This is a genomic window from Nocardia salmonicida (genome assembly GCF_036142455.1).
Taxonomy (GTDB): Bacteria; Actinomycetota; Actinomycetes; order Mycobacteriales; family Mycobacteriaceae; genus Nocardia; species Nocardia salmonicida.
The window spans coordinates 3,193,652-3,212,353 of sequence record NZ_CP108014.1 but is presented as its reverse complement, the minus strand read 5'-3'; the positions used below and the strand labels follow the sequence as shown (position 1 = coordinate 3,212,353).

Here is an 18,702-nt window from a genome sequence, read left to right as displayed (position 1 = left end):
CGGAGGAAAGGGGCACGATGAGTACCTCCCCTGGCTATTTCACGCACGCGGACGGCGTCTACACGCCGATGCGGTACTCGCTGAGCCTGTGGTCGCCCAGCACGCTGTCCGGGCCACCGGTGTGCGGGTTGATGGCGCGCGAAGTGGAAGCGCGCTACTGCTCCGAGGGGTTCGCCCCGGCGCGACTGACCATCGACCTGCACCGTGCGGTGCCCGCCGTGCCGTTGACAGTCGCCAGCGAACTGGTGCGCGACGGGAACCGGGTCCGTTCGGCGACGATCGTCGCGCGCGCCGACGGTGAGATCGTCGCTCGCGGCAGCGCGCTGCTGCTGAAGCGTTCGACCCAGCCGCCGGGCGAGGTCTGGCGCCACGACCGCGCTCGCCCGGTACCGCCGCCGAACGTGCTCGCCACCATCGACGAGGTGATGCACCTGTTCGGCAGTGACGGGCAGGGCTGGTCGGCGAATATGACCGAACATCAGAACGACACCCGCAAACGCAAGTGGGTACGCAATATCCCCGTGATCGCGGGGGAGGAGTCGTCGCCGTTCTGCTACGCCGCGATGACCGGCGAGCAGACCAGCCTGGTCACCAACTGGGGCACCGAGGGAATCGGTTTCATCAACACCGATGTGTCGATCACGTTCTCGCGCATGCCCGTCGGCGGCGAGATGGGCATCGAGGCGGAGAGCCACCTCAGCGACGACGGGATCGCGGCGGGTGCCGCGGTGCTCTACGACGAGCAGGGCGCGTTCGGTATCTGCACGACCACCGCGCTCGCCAACGAGCGCAGGCAGATCCGCGGCGATGTCATCGACGAACTGTCGGAGTCGTTCGTGGCGGAGGCGGTCCGGCAGTAGGCAAGGCGTGCGATCGCTCGGCGTTCACCACAGCGGCGCGATAATCGACCGAACGAGTGTCGCCGCGTAGGAACGCGGCGCGGGCTCGGCGTCGGCACCTGCGGCGTAGTAGCGCAGGAACGCCTGGTGGAAACAGGCCCCGTTCAGCAGTGACGCGACCGCGTGGGGATCTGCGGTCGCGGCGATTCGTCCCAGATCCTGTTCGGCACGCAGATAACCGGCGAACGACTCGACCGCCCTGTCGGGGCCGGCGTCGAGGCGGCTCATCGTCTCCCGGTGGGTGGCCATCCGCTGGGGGTCGGCCAGCAGCGCGCCCAGCATCGGGATCGATCGCTGATAGAACTCCAACGTCGCCTCGACCACATCGGTGAGGTTGTCCTCGACCGTGCCCTCGCCCGCTGTGATCGCCCTTCGTGACGGCCCCGGGACGCGTTCGCGCAGGACGGCCAGCAGCAGGCGCTCTTTGTCGCCGAAGTATTTGTACAGCGTCGGTTCCGAGACGCCGGTCGCGTGGGCGATCTGCTTGGTGGTGGCCTGTGCGACACCGTGGGTCCGCAGAATCTCCGCCGCGGCGTCGAGGATCCGTTCCCGTGTGCTCACCCGTCGTCCTTTCGCGCTGGACAGTTAGTGAACACTAGCCCACACTGGGGGTTAGTAATCACTAACCCTGCCGGACCCGGAGGTCATCACTGTGTTGCGACGAATTCCGAAGAAACCGATCCTCATCGCGGCCGCCCTGTTCCTTGTCGGCGTGCTGGGAGCGGGCGGCGCCGTCGGCTACCTCACATTTCTGCGGTCACCCGCGAACCCGCCGTCGCAGGCGTGCGGTGCGGGGCGGCCGACGGGCTCCGGGCCTGTCGTGGTGGCGGCCGGGGCGAGCATGACCCAGGGCACCCTCGGTGCGGATTGGGTCGGCGCCCTGCGTGAGCGGCCCGAGTTCGCCGGCTACACGTTCGTCAATGCCGGGGTCAACGGCAACACCGTCGCCGACCTGCTGGGACGGGTCGACACGGATGTGGTGCGTTGTCGGCCAGACGCGGTGGTGGTGCTGGTCGGTACCAACGATGTGCGCGGCGAGGTATCGGTCGACCGGTATCGCGCCGACCTCGGTGCGCTCGTCGACCGCATCGAATCCCAGACCTCCGCGCGGGTCGCGCTGCTCTCGCTACCGCCCCTCGGTGAAGACCTCGAGGCCTCGATCAACCATCGTCTCGGCGACTTCAACGCCGCGATCGAGAGCATCGCCGCTACCGCCGGAATCGACTACCTGCCCGTCCATGAACAGTTCGCGGATCGACTCCGCCGATCCGGCGGTCCTGCAACACCATTCGACTTCGGCTTTCCGCTCGCCTTCCGTGCCGCGGCGAAGCACTACCTACTCGGCCGGAGCTGGGACGAGGTCGCCCGCAGTCACCATCTCGAACTCCTGGTCGACCACATCCACCTCAGCGACCAGGGTGGCGCCGTCGTCACCGACCTGGTCGGTCGATGGCTCGGCGAGGCGCTCAGGCGGAAATCAAGGTCACGATGAGTTCGTCGGCGATCGACTCCGCCTTCACCATGCCCGTGCCCAGGTACAGGGTTGCCGCACGGGGGCGGCCGTCGGCCAGTGGCACCACCGAGACCGCGTCGACGCGACGGCCCGTGAGCTCGTCGTAGGGTGCCTCGTCGGTGACGTCGAAGGCGGTGTACTTGCCGGAGTTGGCGACGTATTCGATATTGACCGGGTCGACCAGCGGCTCGAACGGGTCCCGCCACGGTGCTCCACCGATGCGTAGTTCCGCGCCGTCGGTACCGGCGTCGAAGAGCAGAGTCGAACCGTTGTGGAAGGTGAATTCGATCGGACCCTCGGTGCGGTCGACCTCGTCACCCAGGACATAGAACATCCGGCGGACGGTGACGATGGTCCCGTCGACCGCGGCATTGAGCGCGGTGCGGTCGTACTCATCGGTGTCGGACATAGGTTTTCCTCTGCAGCGGTCGATGCCGGGCGGAGGAATAATCATGTCGCCGCGCGCCCACCGCACGCAACTCGGCCCGACGTGTTCGTCCCCCGCGCGAGACGGTGCCGCCCCGCTCGTAGAGTGGGACCCATGGTGGACGACACCACCGACGCGGTGGAACGCGCGGCCGAGCTGCTGAGCGGTCGCCGCACCGTGGTGATCTCCGGAGCGGGCCTGAGCACCGACAGCGGGATTCCCGACTACCGCGGCCCCGACTCGCCGGCGCGCACGCCGATGACCTATCAGCAGTTCGTCGGTGACCCGGTCTTCCGGCAACGGTATTGGGCACGCAACCACATCGGCTGGCGGCGCATGGACGCCGCTCGGCCCAACCCCGGTCATCGCGCCCTCGCGCGGCTGGAACGGGCGGGTGCGGTGTCGGGGGTGATCACCCAGAATGTGGACCTGCTCCACACGAAGGCGGGGGCGCGGCGGGTGATCGATCTGCACGGAACCTACGCGCGAGTGCGGTGCCTGAATTGTGCGAATCTGATCTCGCGAATGACGCTCGCGGAACACCTCGAAGCCGTCAATCCCGGTTTCGCGGAGAATGTTTCGGCGGGGGCGACAGGTATCGAAGTGGCGCCCGACGCGGACGCCGTGGTGTCCGATACCGACCGATTCCGGATGGTCGACTGCCTGGCGTGCGGCGGAATGCTGAAACCCGACATCGTGTATTTCGGGGAGAACGTTCCGCCCGATCGGGTGGAAGCCGCTTTCGACATGGTCGAACAGGCGCGGGCGATTCTGGTGGCCGGTTCCTCGCTGACGGTGATGTCGGGCCTTCGGTTCGTGCGTAGAGCCGCGAAAAACGGTGTGCCAGTGGTGATCGTGAATCGCGGGCGCACTCGCGGCGACGAACTGGCCACCCTCCGAATCGACGCGGGGTGTTCGGAAACTCTGTGCGCGCTCGCCGAACTCGGCTGCTGAATTCGCGTCCGCCGAACTGACAGTTCCCAGCGCCGGGGGCTCTCGTTTCCCGGTGAAATGATCGATAACTTGATCCCTCGGTGACGGCGGGAAATCAGACGTGGGTAAGCTCGGCGCACCAGTGCATGAAGAGTTCCACCCGCGGCGCAATGTTTTCCTCGCAGCGGGGTTGTCGGCCCTCGTGTGGGCCGAATGATCGACCCCCACTTGCCAGCCGATCAGAACCAGGGCTTCTTCCATGACCGATACCGTCGTTGCCGAATCACGCCTCACGCACCGCCAGACGCTCACCATTCTGTCGGGCCTGCTATTGGGGGTGTTCCTCGCCGCGCTCGATCAGAACATCGTCAGCGTCGCGATCGTCCGCATCGCGAACAGCCTCGACGGGTTCGATGAACAGGCATGGGCGACAACGGCATACCTGATCACCGCCACCGTCACCACGCCGCTCTACGGCAAACTCGCCGACATCTACGGACGCAAACCGTTCTATCTGCTGGCGATAGCGCTGTTCGTGATCGGTTCGGCGGCCTGCTGCTTCGCGACCACCATGTACCAGCTGGCCGGGTGCCGCGCCTTCCAGGGTTTGGGCGCGGGCGGGTTGATGTCGCTGGCGTTCACCATCGTCGGTGACATCGTGCCCCCGCGCGAACGGGTCCGCTACCAGGGGTATTTCCTCATGGTGTTCGGCATCGCGACGGTGCTGGGCCCGGTGGTCGGCGGATTCCTGTCCGATTACGAGAGTCTCGGCGGCATCGAGGGCTGGCGCTGGGTGTTCCTGGTGAACGTGCCGGTCGGGGTGCTGGCGTTCCTCGTGGTCGCGAAGGTGCTCAACGTGGGGCACACACGCCAACAGAGCCGGATCGACTGGTTCGGTGCGATCACGCTCATCGTGGGTGTGGTGCCGCTGTTGATCGTGGCCGAGCAGGGTCGGGTGTGGGGCTGGACCGAGCCGAAATCGCTACTCTGCTACGGCATCTGCGTGGCCGGACTGCTGCTGTTCGTCCTGGTCGAATTCTTGATGAAGGACTCGGCGCTGATCCCACTGCGGCTGTTTCGCAGCTCCACGTTCAGCATCGCGATTCTCGGCGGGTTCCTCGTCGGTGTCGCGATGTTCGGCGCGATCACGATGGTGCCGCAGTATCTCCAGGTCGTGCGTGGTTTCTCGCCGACCGAGGCGGGTCTGCTGATGTTGCCGCTGGTGCTCGGGATCATGGTGGGCGCGCAGATATCCGGGCTGATCACGAAAGCCACCGGGCGCTACAAAGTGCTGCCGGTGCTCGGCGCGCTGATCCTGGCGATCGGGTGCGCTCTGTTCGCGCGGGTCACCTACAACGGTCCGCTGTGGCAGCCGCTCGCCTTCAGCGCGATCATGGGTTTCGGCCTCGGCTGCTGCATGCAGACGCTGATCATCGCCGCGCAGAACGCGGTCGGGCGCACCGAGATGGGCGTGTCGACCGCGGCGGCCACCTTCTTCCGTCAGCTCGGCGGGACGCTCGGCGTCGCGGTGTTCCTGACGGTGCTGTTCGACCGGCTGCCCGGTTCGATCCTGGAAGCCTTCGGTGGGAGCCTGCCCGCCGGTTTCGACGGGGCGCAGCTCGAGGGGTTGTTGAGCAACACCAGCGGCATCGCCACCCTGCCCGACGATTTGCGGATCCCGATCCTCGAGGGATTCACCGACTCGATGCACAGCGTGTTCCTGCTCGCCGCCGACCTCGCGGTGGTGGCCTGCCTGGTGCTGGTGTTCATGAAAGAGATTCCGCTGCAGGAGGATCCGGCACCGCAGGAGCACGACGATGCCACCCTGCTGCGCGACGTGAGCCTGCACGACGCGCACGAGATGGCCGGGAAACTGCACCCCGTCTCGAGCGGTCGGGTGATCGCGGGACTGTTGCGCCGCGACGACGCGCGTCCGGTGCCCGCCGCCACGCTCACCCTGATCGACCAGCACGGGCGCCAGGTGGCCCGCGGCAACGGCGACGCCGACGGCGCGTACGTGATCGAGGCGCCGCGACCGGGCAACTATGTGCTCATCGCCGCCGCGGCCGGCCATCAGCCCGAGGCGGTGAGCGTGTCGATCGGCGAGCGCGCCCAGCACGTCGACCTGATGCTGACCGGCGCGGGCGAACTCACCGGGATCGTGCGGTCGGCGCGTCGCGGCGAACCGCTCTGGGGCGCCACGGTCACGCTCACCGACCCCGAGGGCGAGGTGGTGGGTGCGGCGATCACCGGCGAAGACGGTACCTACGTGTGCCGCGACGTCGTGAGCGGCACCTACACCCTGGTCGCGGTGGCCGACCACATGCGTCCCTCGGCGGTCGCGCTGACCGTGCCGGAGACGGGTTCGCTACAGCGCGATATCGACCTCGAACCGATGGCGATTCTGCTCGGCTCGGCCTGGGTGGACGGCGAGCGCCCCGTCCCCGACGTACAGATCACCGTGCTGGACTCGGGTGGCGATCCGGCGGCGACGGCGCGCACCGATGAGAAGGGCCGGTATCTGGTCCCCGACCTGCCCGAAGGGGAGTACACCGTGGTCGCGCGCGGATACCCACCCGTCGCGAGCCAGGTCTCGGTGACGCGCGGCGAGATCACCCACGATGTGACGCTGGGATACGACAACGAGGAGTCGATGAACCGCCGGTAGGCGGTCGAGGTCGACGCGCGATGGTCAGGCGGACTCGGCGACCTGCTCGTCGCGGTAGGACTCGGCCAGTTCGGCCAAGGGGATCGCGAGGGCTTCGGCGAGGCCGACGACAGTGCCGAACGCCGGGGAGGGCAGTCGGCCCGACTCGATCTTGCGCAGCGTCTCCGGGGAGATGCCGGCTCGCAGGGCCACCTCGGCGAGGTCGCGATCGCCGCGTGCGGTGCGAAGGCGGCGGCCGAGACGGCGGCCCGCTTCGACCTGCGCGGGGCTGAGCGGGAGACGGACCATGTGACCGATGGTATGTCCTCGCGAACGGGTTGGCCAAGTTGAGTAGGGATCTCCGTTTCGCCTCGCTCGAGCGGTGGCGGTGGTAGGTGTCAAGGGAGGACATCGAGGTTCGAAAGGCATGGGAATGACACGACGGTTCGAGGGCAAGGTCGCTTTCGTCACGGGAGCGGCACGCGGGCAGGGCAGGGCGGAGGCGGTGCGTTTCGCCGAGGAAGGCGCCGACGTGATCGCGATCGACGCGTGCGCGGAGTTCGCCAGCACCAGCTACGCGGGCGCGACGGAGGCGGATCTGGCCGAGACCGTGAAGCTGGTCGAAGCGGCAGGCGGCAAGATCGTCGCGAGCAAGGTCGACGTGCGCGATTTCGACGCGCTCTCGGCGGCGCTGACGGCGGGCATCGGGCAGTTGGGCAGGCTCGATGTGGTGGTGGCCAACGCGGGGATCTGTTCTGCGGCGATGTCGTGGGAGATCACGGCCGAGCAGTGGCGCGAGACCATCGACGTCAATCTCACGGGCGTTTTTCACACCGCGAAAGCCGCTGTGCCACACCTGATCGCGCAGGGCGAGGGCGGTGCGATGGTGTTCACCAGTTCGGTGGCGGGCATCAAGGGCATTCCGTTCACCGGCCACTACGTCGCGACCAAGCACGCGATCACGGGGCTGGCCAAGACGATGGCGAACGAACTCGGCGCACACCGGATCCGGGTGAACACCATCCACCCGGCGGGCGTGGCGACCGGCATGCAGATCAACGAGATGGGGCCACTGTTCGAGGAGTACGGATCCACCCTCGCGCCCATCTTCATGAACGCGCTCCCCAGCCACATCTGTCAGCCCGAGGAGATCGCGGCGACCGTGGCGTGGTTGTGCTCGCACGAGGCGAGTCAGATCACCGGCGCGCAGATCCCCGTGGACATGGGCAACCTGAACCGCTGAGATTGGTATTTTTATACCGGCGCCGCTAGTGTCGGTATGAAAATACCAATTGGAGGCGTGATGGTGGAGTTGAAATCGCCCGCGGAGATCGAGCGCATGCGGGTGACCGGCCGGTTCGTCGCCGACGTGCTGGCCGGGGTGCGCGACCGCGCGGCGGTCGGGGTGAACCTGCTCGAGCTGGAAGCGTATGTGCGGGAACGGATTCGCGAGCGCGGCGCGGTGTCGTGCTACTGGGACTACTCGCCGTCGTTCGGGCGCGGACCGTTCCGCAATACGGTGTGCCTTGCGGTGAACGATGCTGTGCTGCACGGACTTCCGCACGACTACGTGCTGCGCGACGGAGACCTGCTGACGGCTGATCTGGCCGTGTCGATCGACGGGTGGGTCGCCGACTCGGCGATCTCGTTCATCGTCGGGGCCCCGGCGCCCGCGGACGAGCGCCTGGTGCGGGCCACCGAGGAAGCTCTGGCCGCCGGGATCGCGGCCGCGCAGCCGGACAACCGGATCGGTGACATCTCCGCCGCGATCGCGAATGTCGCACGCGGGTACGGATATCCGGTCAACACCGAGTTCGGTGGGCACGGACTCGGGCGGACCATGCACGAGGATCCGCATATCGCCAACGATGGCAGGGCGGGCCGGGGGTTCCGGTTGCGGCCCGGCCTCACCGTGGCGATCGAGCCGTGGTTCGCGGCGAGTACCGCGAAGGTCTACACCGACGCCGACGGATGGACCATCCGCTCCGCCGACGGCTCTCGCTGTGCGCACAGCGAGCACACCATCGCCGTCACCGCCGACGGCCCGCGGATCCTCACCTCTCAGGACTGACTGCCGTTCCACGCTGACCGTGTCCCTGCTATCCCCGTCGGATGTCGACGAAAGCGTTGTCGGTGAGCACCGGAACCGTGGAATCGGCATCCCGTTCGATCGCGATGCCTACATCGTCGGCGAAGCCGATCGCGGCGAGTTCACGGCCGGACGCGCAGTCGACGATCGAGGCGCCGACGTCCGCTGTCGCCTGGAATGCGTTTGCCGCCGTGTGTGCTTCGGGGGAGGGGGTGGTGAGGCCGCGATCGATCAGCGCGGCAGCGAGCGCACCGGCGCCGAGCCAGTCCTCGAGCGCCGGTCGCACAGTATCGGTGCCCGGCCAGTGCTCGCCCGAGGCGATGATCGCGATCGGTTGATCGGGAGTGCCCCAGTGGTGGGCGACGAGCCAGTCGGCGACCGCACTGACATTGCGCAGGCATGCCGCGACGACCGGTGTCCCCTCGACCGCGGCGGCGATGGTGGAGCCGTTGGGGGAGGGCAACACCAGTCGGGGGGTGAACGGTGCCCGCCGGATCGCCGCCGGCGACAACGACCACGGACCGGCCTCCCGCCGTCCGACGGCCAGTTCGGCGGCGTTCTCCTCGGCGAAGACCCGCGCCGAATCATCACGCCACCGATACGGGAACACCGCGGTACCCGCCGCGGTGGCCACCGACACCGACGTCGTGAACGACAACACATCGATCACCACCAGACATCCGGCCCCCGGCCCGAGCACCGCCGCCCCGGTCCGCCCCCAATCGACCCGAATCCCGAACCCGTCCTGCTGTGCCCACTGCGGTGCCGATCGCACGCTGACCTCCCGATAGCCGAATCCGCCAGTCCACCACGAAGATCGGCGCCACACCAGTGCTCGCCGCACGCTGCGCGAAAATCCGATCGATCCTGGCTCCCGGTGGCCTGCCGAGCGAGTGACTAGCGGGCGAAGTACTGGCCCGGCGAGGTGCCGACCGCTCGTCGGAACGCGGCTACGTAAGCGCTGGCGCTGCGGTAGCCGACCCGGGCGGCGATGCGGGTCACCGGTACACCGTCGGCCAGGGGCGTCAGCGAGGCGGCCAGGCGGATCTGGGTCCGCCACTGCGCGAAGGTCATGCCGGTCTCGGCGCGGAACGCGCGGGCCAGGGTGCGGGAGCTGGCCGCGGCGTGCGGACCCCATGCGGCGAGGGTGCGGTCGTCGGCGGGGTCGTCGAGCAGGGCCTGGGCTACCACCCGAGCTCGTGGGTCGGTCGGCAGTGGTGCACCGATCGGGATGACGTCGACCGGCTCGAGCAGGTCGAACACCATCGCTTCGGCGCGTGTTCGTTCATCGTCCGGCAACTGTCGCGATGTCATGTGGTCGAAGAGTTCTCGCAGCAGCGCGGAGACGCTCAGCAGGGTGGGCCCGGCGAACCGGGTCGGGCACCGTTCGGGTTCGACGAAGATGCCGCGCATATCGGCGCCGGCCGTCGTCCCGGTGCGATGCGCGATCCCGCCGGGGATCCACAAGGCCCTGGTCGGCGGTAGCACCCACTGGTTGGCGCCGATCTCGATCCCGATGACTCCCCTTCCCGCCCAGGCGATCTGGTGCTGAGGATGGCGATGCCCATCGAACCAGTACCCGGCCGGGAGGACTCCCGTGCCGAACACCATCGCCGTCGGACCGATGTCCGCGGCCAGAACGAGGTTCTGTCTGTTCTGCGACATGGTCTGGCAGTGTAATGACTTTCGGCCACGGCCAAGGGCTCCTAACGTCGTGGCCATGGCGATGAATTATTGGCACAGGCTGATGTGTCGGACCGCGGCGTGGGAGTGGGTGACGGCGACGCGGATCGTGCCCTGGGTGACGCGCGACGTGGAACTCGGCCCGTCGGCATTGGAGATCGGCCCGGGTTTCGGCGCGAATGTGGCACCCCTGCGGGACCGGGCGGTCTCCCTCGCCGGTCTGGAGATCGACCCGGTGCTGGCCGCGCGTCTACGCACCCGATTCGCCGGAGATCTGCGGGTGGTGGACGGTGACGCGACAGCGATGCCGTTGCCGGACACGGAGTTCGACTCGGTCGTCTGCTTCACGATGCTGCATCACGTGCCGTCACCCGCTCAACAGGACGACCTGTTCGCCGAAGCACTGCGGGTGTTGCGACCGGGCGGTGTCTTCGCAGGCTCGGACGGCCTCGACACTCGGCTGTTTCGGCTCCAGCACCTGGGTGACACGTGTGTGCCGGTCCCGCCGGATACCCTCGCCGACCGACTGGCATCGGCAGGCTTCACGGGTATCGACGTCGAAACCGGTCGTGCCATGTTCCGTTTCCGGGCCGAGCGGCCCCGCTGACCGGCCATCGGTCGAGGTGTTCAGCGGAGGAAGGAGGGAGTGAGGTCCAGTGCGGCGGGCGGGCGGAGACGGCGGAGGGTGCCGTCGATGCTGGTGACGTAGAGAGACCAGGCTCCGGTGATGGGATCGGGGGCGAGGCGCGCCGAGGTGGGGCCGATGGGCGGCGGGGTGGGAAGGGGTCCACGCGGGGTGGTCCAGCCGGTGGCGAGGGTGCACCAGGTGCCCGTGGTCGGGTCGACCTGGTAGACGCTGCCGGAATAGTCGCCGGTGACGAAGGCGAGACCGGCGGCGGTGACATCGAGGTCGTCGAGTGCGGGCAGCAGGCCGTCGTTCACGGTGGCGATGGGGGTGGGGCGGTCGGGGGCGTCGAGGGGGACTCGTAGGAGTTGTGAGGTCGCGACGTCCTCGGTGATCACTGCCTGGTGATCGGGTGCGAGTGCGAGGCCGTTGGGGCGGGGCACGGGCGACCAGGCGAGAGTGAATTCGCCGGTGGCGGGGCGGTAGCGGCTGATGCCGACCGGGGGCCAGGGGACGGAGAGCTGGGAGATGAGCAGGTCACCGTCGGGCAGCAGGAGCAATCCATTGGGCTGCACCAGATTCGGCAGCAGAACGGTGACTTCGCCGGTACCGAGGTGGAGTCGGCTCAGGGTGCCGCCGCCGTTCGGTGTGGTGCCGTCACCGGTGACGAAATAGAGGTCCTCGCCGATCAGGCGCAACCCGGCGGGGTTGTCCAGGCCGGTGCGGACGGTGGTGACCTGCCCGTCGGCGGCCACGTGCAGGAGCTCGCCGCGAACGATGCCACTGAGGTAGAAGCCGCCGCGGCCGTCGTCTTCGAGATTCTCCAAGCCGCCGAGATCGGCCGCCAGCACCTCGGCGTGCCAGCCGTCGGCGCACGACGGCGCACCGGCCTGTGCGGCACCCATCGGGCCGACCCCGAGGGCGGCGGCAACCGTGACTGCTGTTGCCCGACAACGGGTCCGCCGCCGACGGGTGATGAGTTCCTTCGATCGACCGCGCATGATCGAAGCCTACTGGCCGACCGGACACCAGGCCGGTTCAGTCGGTCGGGGTAGGCGCGGCCGTGAGCAGATAGTCAGCGATCGCCGCGCGCTCCTCGTCGGTCAATTCGACGGTGTCGAGTTCGGCTTTCCAGTGCGCGAGCCGTTCGGTGTCCCCGGCGACGACGGCGAGTTCGGCGAGGGCGGTGTAGGCGCGAGCCCGGTCGAGCGCGGTCGCGGTGGCGCCGAAACGGCGCAAGCCGGTCTCCAGAACGCGGGTGGCCGCGCGGTCGTCGTTCTTGAAATCGCGCAGGATGCGGGCATTGTCGAGAACCCGGGTCAGGCCTTCGAGCTCGCGCGAGCCGCCGTACTCGAGTTCCATGGGCTCGTCGCGCTGGATCACGAGGACGGTGTTCCCGACCGGGTCGACCAGGGAGAACCGGGACTGACCCGGACGGAATCGGGTGATCCGCGGGCGACCCTTGCTCGGAATCCTGCCGTAGTGGGCGCGCAGTGCGGCGGTGTACTCGGCATGACGTGCGGCCACGTCGTCGACCATCACCAGCGCGCCCGCGTGCTCCACCGGCAGCTCGATGCCCTTCGGCGCGGGCGCGAAATGCAGGGCACAGCCGTGGTGTTCGATCGCGCCGTAGACATAGGGGCGGGTTTGCTCATGGGTCACGGTGTAGCCGAGCGCCCGGTAGAACTCGAGGGTGCTCGGCAGGTCACCGCTCCACAGCAGGGGTACCGCGGTATCGGTCATCGTCGGCCTTTCGCCAGGGAGTCGATTCGCTTCCGAGGCTACGAAGACTTTCGCGCGAGCGCCCATAATCTTTCGACCGGCCCCGCGCCCATTAGGCTGCGGGCATGACTAACCGCCTCGGCGAACTGGCGACCGCGAATTACGTACTCCTCACCACCTTCCGCAAAGACGGCACACCGGTCGGGACGCCGCTGTGGGCTGTCGCCCGCGAGGACAAGCTGTATGTCTGGACGGTCACCGACAGCTGGAAAGTGAAGCGCATCCGGCGCAATCCGGAGGTGACGCTGCAACCGTGCAACGCGCGCGGATCCGCCCACGGCGCCGTCGTCACCGGGACCGCCCGACTGCTCGACGCCGCCGAAACCGAGCAGGTGCGGTCGGGGGTGCGCCGTAAGTACTGGCTGACCGGCCCGCTGGTGATCCTCGCCAGCAATCTGCGCCGCGGGAAAGCAGGCACGATCGGCATCGAGATCACGCCGGCCTGATCCCGTTCCCGGAATCAGTACCTAGTACTGCCGGTATCGGATACCGTGGGGGTTCACTCGCTCTTCGAGAGGATCCCCATGGCCGAGAAGCGCCGCCGCGCCGTTGTCGTCGCGGGTGCTCGCACCCCCTTCGTGCGCGCGTTCACCGACTTCACCCGCCTCGACAGCATCGCCCTGGCCGGTGCGGCCGTCCAGGGGTTGATCGAGCGGACCGGGATCGCGCCCGGCGAGATCCAGTCGATCGTCTGGGGCGGGGTGGTCCTGCCCAGTCACGCGCCGAATATCGCGCGCGAGATCGCCCTGGACCTGAATCTGGACTTCGGATGCGAGGGGTACACGGTCACCCGCGCGTGCGCGTCCGGTCTGCAGGCGGTGACCTCGGCGGCCGCGGCGATCGAGCGCGGCGAGTACGACATCATGATCGCCGGCGGCAGCGACTCCACCAGCAATGCCGAGATCAAACTGCCGCAGAAGGTCGTGCACGCGGTCGCGCCGGTGGCACTGGGCAAGCCCAAGGCGATGGACTACCTCGACGTGGTCCGTCAGCTCGCGCCGTTCACCGACATCCTGCCGCGTCAGCCGAAGATCTCCGAGCGCACCACCGGCGAGGTGATGGGCGAGTCCGCGGAGAAGATGGCCCGCATCAACGGGATCTCGCGCGCTGATCAGGACGCCTTCGCTGCCCGATCGCACCAGCGAGCCGCGGCCGCGATCGCCTCGGGGCGTTTCGACGACGAGGTCGTGCCGGTCACCACCCCGTCGGGCACGCTGATCGACGTCGACGGACTCGTCCGCGCGAACACCAGTATCGAGAAGCTCGCCACCCTGAAACCGGTGTTCGAGAAGAACGGTACGGTCACCGCGGGCAATGCCAGCCCGCTCACCGACGGTGCGTCGGCGGTGTTGCTGATGAGCGAGGAGAAGGCGCGCGCCCTCGGGTTCACCCCGCAGGCCGCCTTCCGCTCCTGGAGTTTCGTCAGCGTCGACCCCGCCGATCAGGTCCTCATCGGCCCCGCGATCTCGATGCCGCGCGCCCTCGACAAGGCGGGCATGACCCTGGCCGACATCGACCTCGTCGATATCCACGAAGCCTTTGCCGCGCAGACTCTTTCGGTACTGCGCATGCTCGAGAGCACCGACTGGGCCAAAGCCCGGCTCGATCGTGACGAGCCCGTCGGCTCCGTCGACCTCGACAAGCTGAACGTGCACGGCGGCTCGATCTCGCTGGGTCATCCCTTCGGCGCCACCGGTGCCCGCATGGTCACCACCATGGCCAACGAACTGGCCCGCACGGGGAAAGAGACCGCACTGCTGGGGATCTGCGCGGCAGGCGGCATCGGCGCGTCGGCGGTGCTCGAGCGGGTCTGAACAGGTCAGTCGGGCGCACCGGGGCGGGGACGGTGCGCCCGGCCGAGTGGATCGCGATCAGCGCGCGGCGCGGTACTAGTGGCGCGGCACAGCCGAATATCGGCTCAGCGCGGCGGCGGCGTCGAGCATGGCGATGCCCTGAGCGGTGAGTCCGGCTCGCCAGTCGGCGAGGGCTTTCGCCAACGCTTCGGTGCTGCCCGCGGCGCGGATCTGCCCGATGACGGCGGCGATGTGGTCGAGGCGGTAGTGGCCGCGGCGCAGGATGTGCGCCAGTTCGGCATCGCGGAGATCGGTGGGGCCGTAGCGGCGGTACCCGGTGGCCGGATCGCGGTCGGGGGAGAGGATGCCCGCCGCTTCCCAGGCTCGGAGGGTGGCCGGGGTGATTCGGAGGTGGTGGGCGAGTTCGCCGATGGTTCTCGTGCCCGCTGAATGTGTTGTCTCAGAGCTCGATTCGGCGATCAGGTGGTCGACGGCTCGGTGCACCGAGGTGAGGGTCTCACGGTCTCGCAGGAGCCTGCTGTGCCCGCGGTCGATGATCGTGAGGGCCTTGTCGAGGTCGTCCTCGTGCAGTGCGCGCATGATGTCGCCCGCGGTCGCGTGGCCGTAGGCGGGGATCAGGGTCAGGTAGGTGCGCAGCGCTGTCGCGTGCAGTTCGGTGTAGATCCGATAGCCGGTGGGGGTGCGCTCGGCCGGTGGCAGGCAGCCGTCCTGTTCGTAGTTGCGGACTGCCTGGGTCGAGATCGCGTGCTCGCGGGCGAGGTCGGACGGTCGTAGGGTTCTCACTGTTTTGAGACTTTACGACATAGTGTGCGAAGAGTGCCTGATCAAGTCTCAACCGTTCTTTCAACGATACGATTGATAGATATGAGTCAGAAAATCAGCGACTTCGTCCGCTCGTCCTGTGAACTGCTTGCGCTCGGGGAACCGACGCACAAAGAACCCGGCTTCGCGTCGGTCCGCAACGAACTGTTCGTCGAGTTGGTGGCCAGTGGGTTCCGATCGATCGCTCTCGAAACTGATCGGGTTGCCGCGCTCGCCGTGGACGAGTTCGTTCGAGGCGGCCACGGTGCCTTCGACGAGGTGATGCGAACAGGCTTCTCGCACGAATTCGGCGAACTCGCAGGCAACCGGGAACTGGTCGCTTGGCTGCGCGACCACAACGCGGGCCTCCCGGCCGAAGATCAGGTCGGCTTCTACGGATTCGACGCCGCGATGGAGACGATGAGTGCGCCCAGCCCACGGACCTATCTCGAATTCGCCCGCGACTACCTGGAGCTCGACTTCGACATCAGCGGACCTGCCGGCAGCGACGAGCGATGGAGCCGCGCCGAAGCGGTCCTGGACGCGAACGTCTCGCCCGGTACCACCCCCGAGGCCGAGCGGTTGCGGGTGATCGCCGACGACCTGCTCACCCTGCTCTACACGCGCGCGCCGGAGCGGATCGCGGCCACCTCGCTCGCCGAGTGGCGACGGGCGGAAGTCCATCTCACCGCCGGACTCGGCTTGCTCCGGTATCACCGGCAGGCGGCTCAGCCGACCGAGGACGGCGTGCGATGGAACAGCCTGGCCGCCTCCCGCGACGCACTCATGGCCCAGAACCTGCTCGACATCCGGTCCATCGAAGCGCGCCGTGGGCCGACCCTGGTGTACTCGCACAACCTGCACCTGCGGCGCAACACCAGCGTCATGCAGATGGGGCCGATGGAGCTCGTCTGGTCCGGTGCGGGGGCGATCGTCGGATCGCTCCTGGGGGAGCACTACGGGGTGATTCTCGGCAGCCTGGGACGCAGTGACGGACTCGAACTCGCCGAACCCGCGCCGGGTACTTTCGAACACACGCTGCAGAACCGCATCGACACGTGGGGTCTGGTCCCGGCGGCGGAGATCGGACCCGGACGAACCCGCACCGACGTCACCCAGGAGCAGGGATACTTCCCGCTGGATACGGACACAGTGCACGTGACGGATACGGTCCTGCACCTCAGCGTGGGTCGGGCTCCGACACCTGTCAGCTAGCCGAGTGGCGCGGTGACGCACCCACCAATTCCTCCAGGTAGGAGGCGACACCGTCCTCGTCGTTGGTCGGGAGTACCCGGTCGGCCAGCGCGATGACCTCGGGTACCGCGTTGGCCGGAACCAGCGCGGTACCCGCCCAGGTCAGCATGGCGACATCGTTGAGCGCGTCCCCCGCGGCAGCGACCTCCGAGAGGTCGATGCCGTCGAGCGCGCACAATCGGGCCAGCGCGCTGGCCTTCGACACACCCGCCGCGGCCATTTCCATGTACGCGGCGCCGGAGTGGGTCAGCTCCACTCCGGTGATTCCGACCGCCACCGCCTTGCGGTACAGCTGCGCGCCCGGTAGCTCGGGATGACGGGCGACGATCTTCACCATCGCGTCGACGCCCGTCGGCAAGGTGTCCGACAATTCCATCTCGTGCGGGTTCCGGTGATGATCGGTGAACTTGCACAGGGCGGCATAGGCGGGCTCGGCGACGAACCGGGTGGCGCCCACATTGGCGAAGACGACACCGGGAATCAGCGCGCGGATCTGCGCCATCGCCGCTCCCGCCGCGCCGGTGTCGATCGAGACGGTGTCGATGATCTCCGGGGTGCCGTCGGCGAGGTCGAGCAGCACAGCGCCGTTGGCACACACCGCTTTTCCGCGGAAACCGCACGACTGCGCCAGCTCGTGCACCGAATGGCGGGCACGCGCCGTCGCCCACACCACCTCGATGCCCGCGGCCTGCGCACCGGCCATGGCCTCGGCGGTACGCGGCGAGACGGTGCGATCGGAACGCAGCAAGGTGCCGTCGAGGTCGGTGGCGAACATCCGGATACCAGTCACCCGATCATGCTTTCACGCGCCGACCACGGCGAAGTCGGTCGACCCGGTGCGCGCCCGCACCCGCTAGGTGGCTTGGCTCACCGACGACATGTGGAAATCGGGGATACGCAGCGGGGGCATGGCGGTACGGGTGAACCAGTCCTTCCACTCCCGGGGGAGGGTGATCTCGGTGGCGCCCGCTTCTGACACCCGCCGCAGCAGGTCGAGCGGACTCTCGTTGAAGCGGAAGTTGTTGACCGCGCCGGTCACCTGGCCGTCCTCGACGAGGTAGACGCCGTCACGGGTCAATCCCGTGAGCAGCAGCGTGGCGGGGTCGACCTCGCGGATGTACCAGAGGCAGGTGAGGAGCAGGCCGCGTTCGGTGCGCGCGATCATGTCGTCCAGCGACGCGTCGCCGCCGCCGGTGAGCAGCAGGTTCTCGCCGGGAACTGTTGCGGGGGCGGAGAATTCGGCAGCCGTCGCGCGCGGATAGACCAGCGATTCGATGACGCCGTCGCTGATCCAGTCCACCCGCTGCGCGGACAGTCCGTTGTCGAACACCGACAGCGACTCCGACGACGACGGCGTCGCCACGAACGGCCGGTATTCGAGACCGCTCGCATTCGGGTCGGAGAACAGGGTCAGCGCGATGTCGCTGAGCCGCTCACCGACGCGCGTGCCACCGGCGCGGGAGAACGCGGTGTGGCCTTCGTGCGCACCACGGCCCTCCATGCTCCACGCCAGATAGATCATCAGATCGGCGACCGACGACGGCGGCAACAGGGTCTCGTAGCGGCCCGCGGGCAGCTCGACGCGGCGCTTGGACCAGTCGAGGCGCCGCGACAACTCGGCCAGCAGACCCGGGGTGTCGACGTCGGTGAAGTCGGCGGTGCCGACACCCACCCACGCGCTCGCCAGATCCTTGCCCTCGCCCCGCTTGCCGTTGATCTCCACCGAACCGGTGGGCTGACTGAACCGTCGGCGGATACCGGTCGAGGTGCCCAGCCAGGTGGTGTGCACCTGGTGGTGGGCGAAACCGTAGAGGCGATCGGTGCCGTCGAATCCGGTGGACAGCTCGCGCGCCAACCCGGTGAACACCGCGATCTCGGTGGCGCCGGGCGCCTGATCCCAGGTGGCGGTGTCGTCGTCGGTGGGTTCGAGCAGCGGCATCGCGTCGCGGGCGGGGGCCGCCGTGCGAGCGGCCTGCTCGCTGGCGCGTACCACGGCCTCGATCTCGGTGGGGTCGACGCTGGTGGAGCTGATGGAGCCGACCCGCGCGGTGTTCGGGCCGTCACGGAACACCGAGATCACCGCCCACTCCCGCGAGATCGACGAACCGTTGGTGGTCATCGAATTGCCGGCCCACCGCAGCGACGCATCGTGCGCGTCGGTGACGATCACGATCGCCTCGTCGGCTTTCGACGCCGCCAGCGCACGCTCGACCACCGCGCCCGCCGGGAACAGAC

General features: G+C 68.1%; 20 protein-coding genes. 10 read left to right on the top strand and 10 right to left on the bottom strand.

Features of this window, described 5'->3' with window-relative positions; genetic code table 11:
- The first annotated feature begins 17 nt into the window (after positions 1-17).
- A complete protein-coding gene (locus OHS03_RS15235) occupies positions 18-860 on the top strand; it encodes an acyl-CoA thioesterase domain-containing protein (protein WP_328663450.1) in 843 nt (280 codons plus the stop codon).
- A gap of 24 nt (positions 861-884) precedes the next feature.
- Here the strand turns inward: OHS03_RS15235 and OHS03_RS15230 are convergent, their stop codons facing one another.
- Positions 885-1,460: a TetR/AcrR family transcriptional regulator gene (locus OHS03_RS15230; RefSeq protein ID WP_328663449.1), complete on the bottom strand. Its 576-nt coding sequence runs from the start codon at positions 1,458-1,460 to the stop codon at positions 885-887.
- A 91-nt stretch (positions 1,461-1,551) separates the two neighbouring features.
- Between OHS03_RS15230 and OHS03_RS15225 the strand changes: the two genes are divergently transcribed.
- Entirely contained in the window at positions 1,552-2,391 is an 840-nt protein-coding gene (locus OHS03_RS15225; protein ID WP_328663447.1) for an SGNH/GDSL hydrolase family protein, read from the top strand.
- On the opposite strand, the gene OHS03_RS15220 is transcribed toward OHS03_RS15225, so the two are convergent.
- On the bottom strand, positions 2,366-2,821 hold the full coding sequence (locus OHS03_RS15220; RefSeq protein WP_056809820.1) for a hypothetical protein: 456 nt from the start codon (positions 2,819-2,821) through the stop codon (positions 2,366-2,368). The two genes, OHS03_RS15225 and OHS03_RS15220, sit on opposite strands and share 26 nt — an antisense overlap.
- A gap of 132 nt (positions 2,822-2,953) precedes the next feature.
- Between OHS03_RS15220 and OHS03_RS15215 the strand changes: the two genes are divergently transcribed.
- Both OHS03_RS15215 and OHS03_RS15210 read left to right on the top strand, forming a co-directional pair.
- On the top strand, positions 2,954-3,793 hold the full coding sequence (locus tag OHS03_RS15215; RefSeq protein ID WP_328663446.1) for an NAD-dependent protein deacetylase: 840 nt from the start codon (positions 2,954-2,956) through the stop codon (positions 3,791-3,793).
- A gap of 238 nt (positions 3,794-4,031) precedes the next feature.
- Positions 4,032-6,440 carry an MFS transporter gene (locus OHS03_RS15210; RefSeq protein ID WP_328663445.1) on the top strand — a complete coding sequence of 803 codons (2,409 nt, stop codon included), beginning with the start codon at positions 4,032-4,034 and terminating at the stop codon, positions 6,438-6,440.
- Positions 6,441-6,464: 24 nt separating this feature from the next.
- Here the strand turns inward: OHS03_RS15210 and OHS03_RS15205 are convergent, their stop codons facing one another.
- Positions 6,465-6,728: a helix-turn-helix domain-containing protein gene (locus OHS03_RS15205; RefSeq protein WP_301900960.1), complete on the bottom strand. Its 264-nt coding sequence runs from the start codon at positions 6,726-6,728 to the stop codon at positions 6,465-6,467.
- Positions 6,729-6,846: 118 nt separating this feature from the next.
- Here OHS03_RS15205 and OHS03_RS15200 point away from each other — a divergent pair, with 118 nt between their 5' ends.
- Together OHS03_RS15200 and map are read left to right on the top strand one after the other, a co-directional pair.
- Positions 6,847-7,662 carry a mycofactocin-coupled SDR family oxidoreductase gene (locus tag OHS03_RS15200; RefSeq protein WP_405147038.1) on the top strand — a complete coding sequence of 272 codons (816 nt, stop codon included), beginning with the start codon at positions 6,847-6,849 and terminating at the stop codon, positions 7,660-7,662.
- Positions 7,663-7,722: 60 nt separating this feature from the next.
- The gene (gene map, locus OHS03_RS15195; RefSeq protein WP_063006469.1) at positions 7,723-8,490 is read left to right on the top strand and encodes a type I methionyl aminopeptidase; all 768 of its coding nucleotides are present in this window, start codon (positions 7,723-7,725) and stop codon (positions 8,488-8,490) included.
- Between the two features lie 28 nt (positions 8,491-8,518).
- Here the strand turns inward: map and OHS03_RS15190 are convergent, their stop codons facing one another.
- Positions 8,519-9,283, bottom strand: a complete 765-nt coding sequence (locus OHS03_RS15190; RefSeq protein ID WP_328663443.1) for a 2-phosphosulfolactate phosphatase — start codon at positions 9,281-9,283, stop codon at positions 8,519-8,521.
- 122 nt (positions 9,284-9,405) lie between these two features.
- The gene (locus tag OHS03_RS15185; protein ID WP_328663441.1) at positions 9,406-10,173 is read right to left on the bottom strand and encodes an AraC family transcriptional regulator; all 768 of its coding nucleotides are present in this window, start codon (positions 10,171-10,173) and stop codon (positions 9,406-9,408) included.
- A gap of 55 nt (positions 10,174-10,228) precedes the next feature.
- Here OHS03_RS15185 and OHS03_RS15180 point away from each other — a divergent pair, with 55 nt between their 5' ends.
- A complete protein-coding gene (locus OHS03_RS15180) occupies positions 10,229-10,798 on the top strand; it encodes a class I SAM-dependent methyltransferase (protein ID WP_328663439.1) in 570 nt (189 codons plus the stop codon).
- Positions 10,799-10,818: 20 nt separating this feature from the next.
- Here OHS03_RS15180 and OHS03_RS15175 read toward each other — a convergent pair whose 3' ends face one another.
- Together OHS03_RS15175 and OHS03_RS15170 are read right to left on the bottom strand one after the other, a co-directional pair.
- Positions 10,819-11,817, bottom strand: a complete 999-nt coding sequence (locus OHS03_RS15175) for an SMP-30/gluconolactonase/LRE family protein (RefSeq protein WP_328663437.1) — start codon at positions 11,815-11,817, stop codon at positions 10,819-10,821.
- Between the two features lie 37 nt (positions 11,818-11,854).
- Positions 11,855-12,559 carry a DUF8817 family protein gene (locus OHS03_RS15170; protein ID WP_328663435.1) on the bottom strand — a complete coding sequence of 235 codons (705 nt, stop codon included), beginning with the start codon at positions 12,557-12,559 and terminating at the stop codon, positions 11,855-11,857.
- 104 nt (positions 12,560-12,663) lie between these two features.
- On the opposite strand from OHS03_RS15170, the gene OHS03_RS15165 reads away from it, so the two are divergent.
- A complete protein-coding gene (locus OHS03_RS15165; RefSeq protein WP_328663434.1) occupies positions 12,664-13,044 on the top strand; it encodes a PPOX class F420-dependent oxidoreductase in 381 nt (126 codons plus the stop codon).
- Between the two features lie 78 nt (positions 13,045-13,122).
- Positions 13,123-14,412: an acetyl-CoA C-acyltransferase gene (locus OHS03_RS15160; protein ID WP_328663431.1), complete on the top strand. Its 1,290-nt coding sequence runs from the start codon at positions 13,123-13,125 to the stop codon at positions 14,410-14,412.
- Between the two features lie 75 nt (positions 14,413-14,487).
- Here OHS03_RS15160 and OHS03_RS15155 read toward each other — a convergent pair whose 3' ends face one another.
- The gene (locus tag OHS03_RS15155; protein WP_328663429.1) at positions 14,488-15,195 is read right to left on the bottom strand and encodes a TioE family transcriptional regulator; all 708 of its coding nucleotides are present in this window, start codon (positions 15,193-15,195) and stop codon (positions 14,488-14,490) included.
- An 81-nt stretch (positions 15,196-15,276) separates the two neighbouring features.
- Here OHS03_RS15155 and OHS03_RS15150 point away from each other — a divergent pair, with 81 nt between their 5' ends.
- Positions 15,277-16,428, top strand: coding sequence for an erythromycin esterase family protein (locus tag OHS03_RS15150; RefSeq protein ID WP_328663428.1), 1,152 nt, complete (start codon positions 15,277-15,279; stop codon positions 16,426-16,428).
- On the opposite strand, the gene OHS03_RS15145 is transcribed toward OHS03_RS15150, so the two are convergent.
- Together OHS03_RS15145 and OHS03_RS15140 are read right to left on the bottom strand one after the other, a co-directional pair.
- Positions 16,421-17,257 carry an HAD family hydrolase gene (locus tag OHS03_RS15145; protein ID WP_328663426.1) on the bottom strand — a complete coding sequence of 279 codons (837 nt, stop codon included), beginning with the start codon at positions 17,255-17,257 and terminating at the stop codon, positions 16,421-16,423. The genes OHS03_RS15150 and OHS03_RS15145 overlap by 8 nt on opposite strands.
- Before the next feature lie 63 nt (positions 17,258-17,320).
- A complete protein-coding gene (locus OHS03_RS15140; protein WP_328664242.1) occupies positions 17,321-18,700 on the bottom strand; it encodes a metallopeptidase TldD-related protein in 1,380 nt (459 codons plus the stop codon).
- Between the last annotated feature and the right edge of the window lie 2 nt (positions 18,701-18,702).

What these genes read in the sequence shown, in the direction of transcription:
- OHS03_RS15160 (WP_328663431.1), top strand. Translation starts at nt 13,123, where the DNA reads ATGGCCGAGAAGCGCCGCCGCGCCGTTGTCGTCGCGGGTGCTCGCACC.
- OHS03_RS15210 (WP_328663445.1), top strand. Translation starts at nt 4,032, where the DNA reads ATGACCGATACCGTCGTTGCCGAATCACGCCTCACGCACCGCCAGACG.
- OHS03_RS15170 (WP_328663435.1), bottom strand. Translation starts at nt 12,559, where the DNA reads ATGACCGATACCGCGGTACCCCTGCTGTGGAGCGGTGACCTGCCGAGC.
- OHS03_RS15200 (WP_405147038.1), top strand. Translation starts at nt 6,847, where the DNA reads ATGGGAATGACACGACGGTTCGAGGGCAAGGTCGCTTTCGTCACGGGA.
- OHS03_RS15175 (WP_328663437.1), bottom strand. Translation starts at nt 11,817, where the DNA reads ATGCGCGGTCGATCGAAGGAACTCATCACCCGTCGGCGGCGGACCCGT.
- OHS03_RS15165 (WP_328663434.1), top strand. Translation starts at nt 12,664, where the DNA reads ATGACTAACCGCCTCGGCGAACTGGCGACCGCGAATTACGTACTCCTC.
- map (WP_063006469.1), top strand. Translation starts at nt 7,723, where the DNA reads ATGGTGGAGTTGAAATCGCCCGCGGAGATCGAGCGCATGCGGGTGACC.
- OHS03_RS15205 (WP_301900960.1), bottom strand. Translation starts at nt 6,728, where the DNA reads ATGGTCCGTCTCCCGCTCAGCCCCGCGCAGGTCGAAGCGGGCCGCCGT.
- OHS03_RS15185 (WP_328663441.1), bottom strand. Translation starts at nt 10,173, where the DNA reads ATGTCGCAGAACAGACAGAACCTCGTTCTGGCCGCGGACATCGGTCCG.
- OHS03_RS15215 (WP_328663446.1), top strand. Translation starts at nt 2,954, where the DNA reads ATGGTGGACGACACCACCGACGCGGTGGAACGCGCGGCCGAGCTGCTG.
- OHS03_RS15235 (WP_328663450.1), top strand. Translation starts at nt 18, where the DNA reads ATGAGTACCTCCCCTGGCTATTTCACGCACGCGGACGGCGTCTACACG.
- OHS03_RS15220 (WP_056809820.1), bottom strand. Translation starts at nt 2,821, where the DNA reads ATGTCCGACACCGATGAGTACGACCGCACCGCGCTCAATGCCGCGGTC.
- OHS03_RS15180 (WP_328663439.1), top strand. Translation starts at nt 10,229, where the DNA reads ATGGCGATGAATTATTGGCACAGGCTGATGTGTCGGACCGCGGCGTGG.
- OHS03_RS15150 (WP_328663428.1), top strand. Translation starts at nt 15,277, where the DNA reads ATGAGTCAGAAAATCAGCGACTTCGTCCGCTCGTCCTGTGAACTGCTT.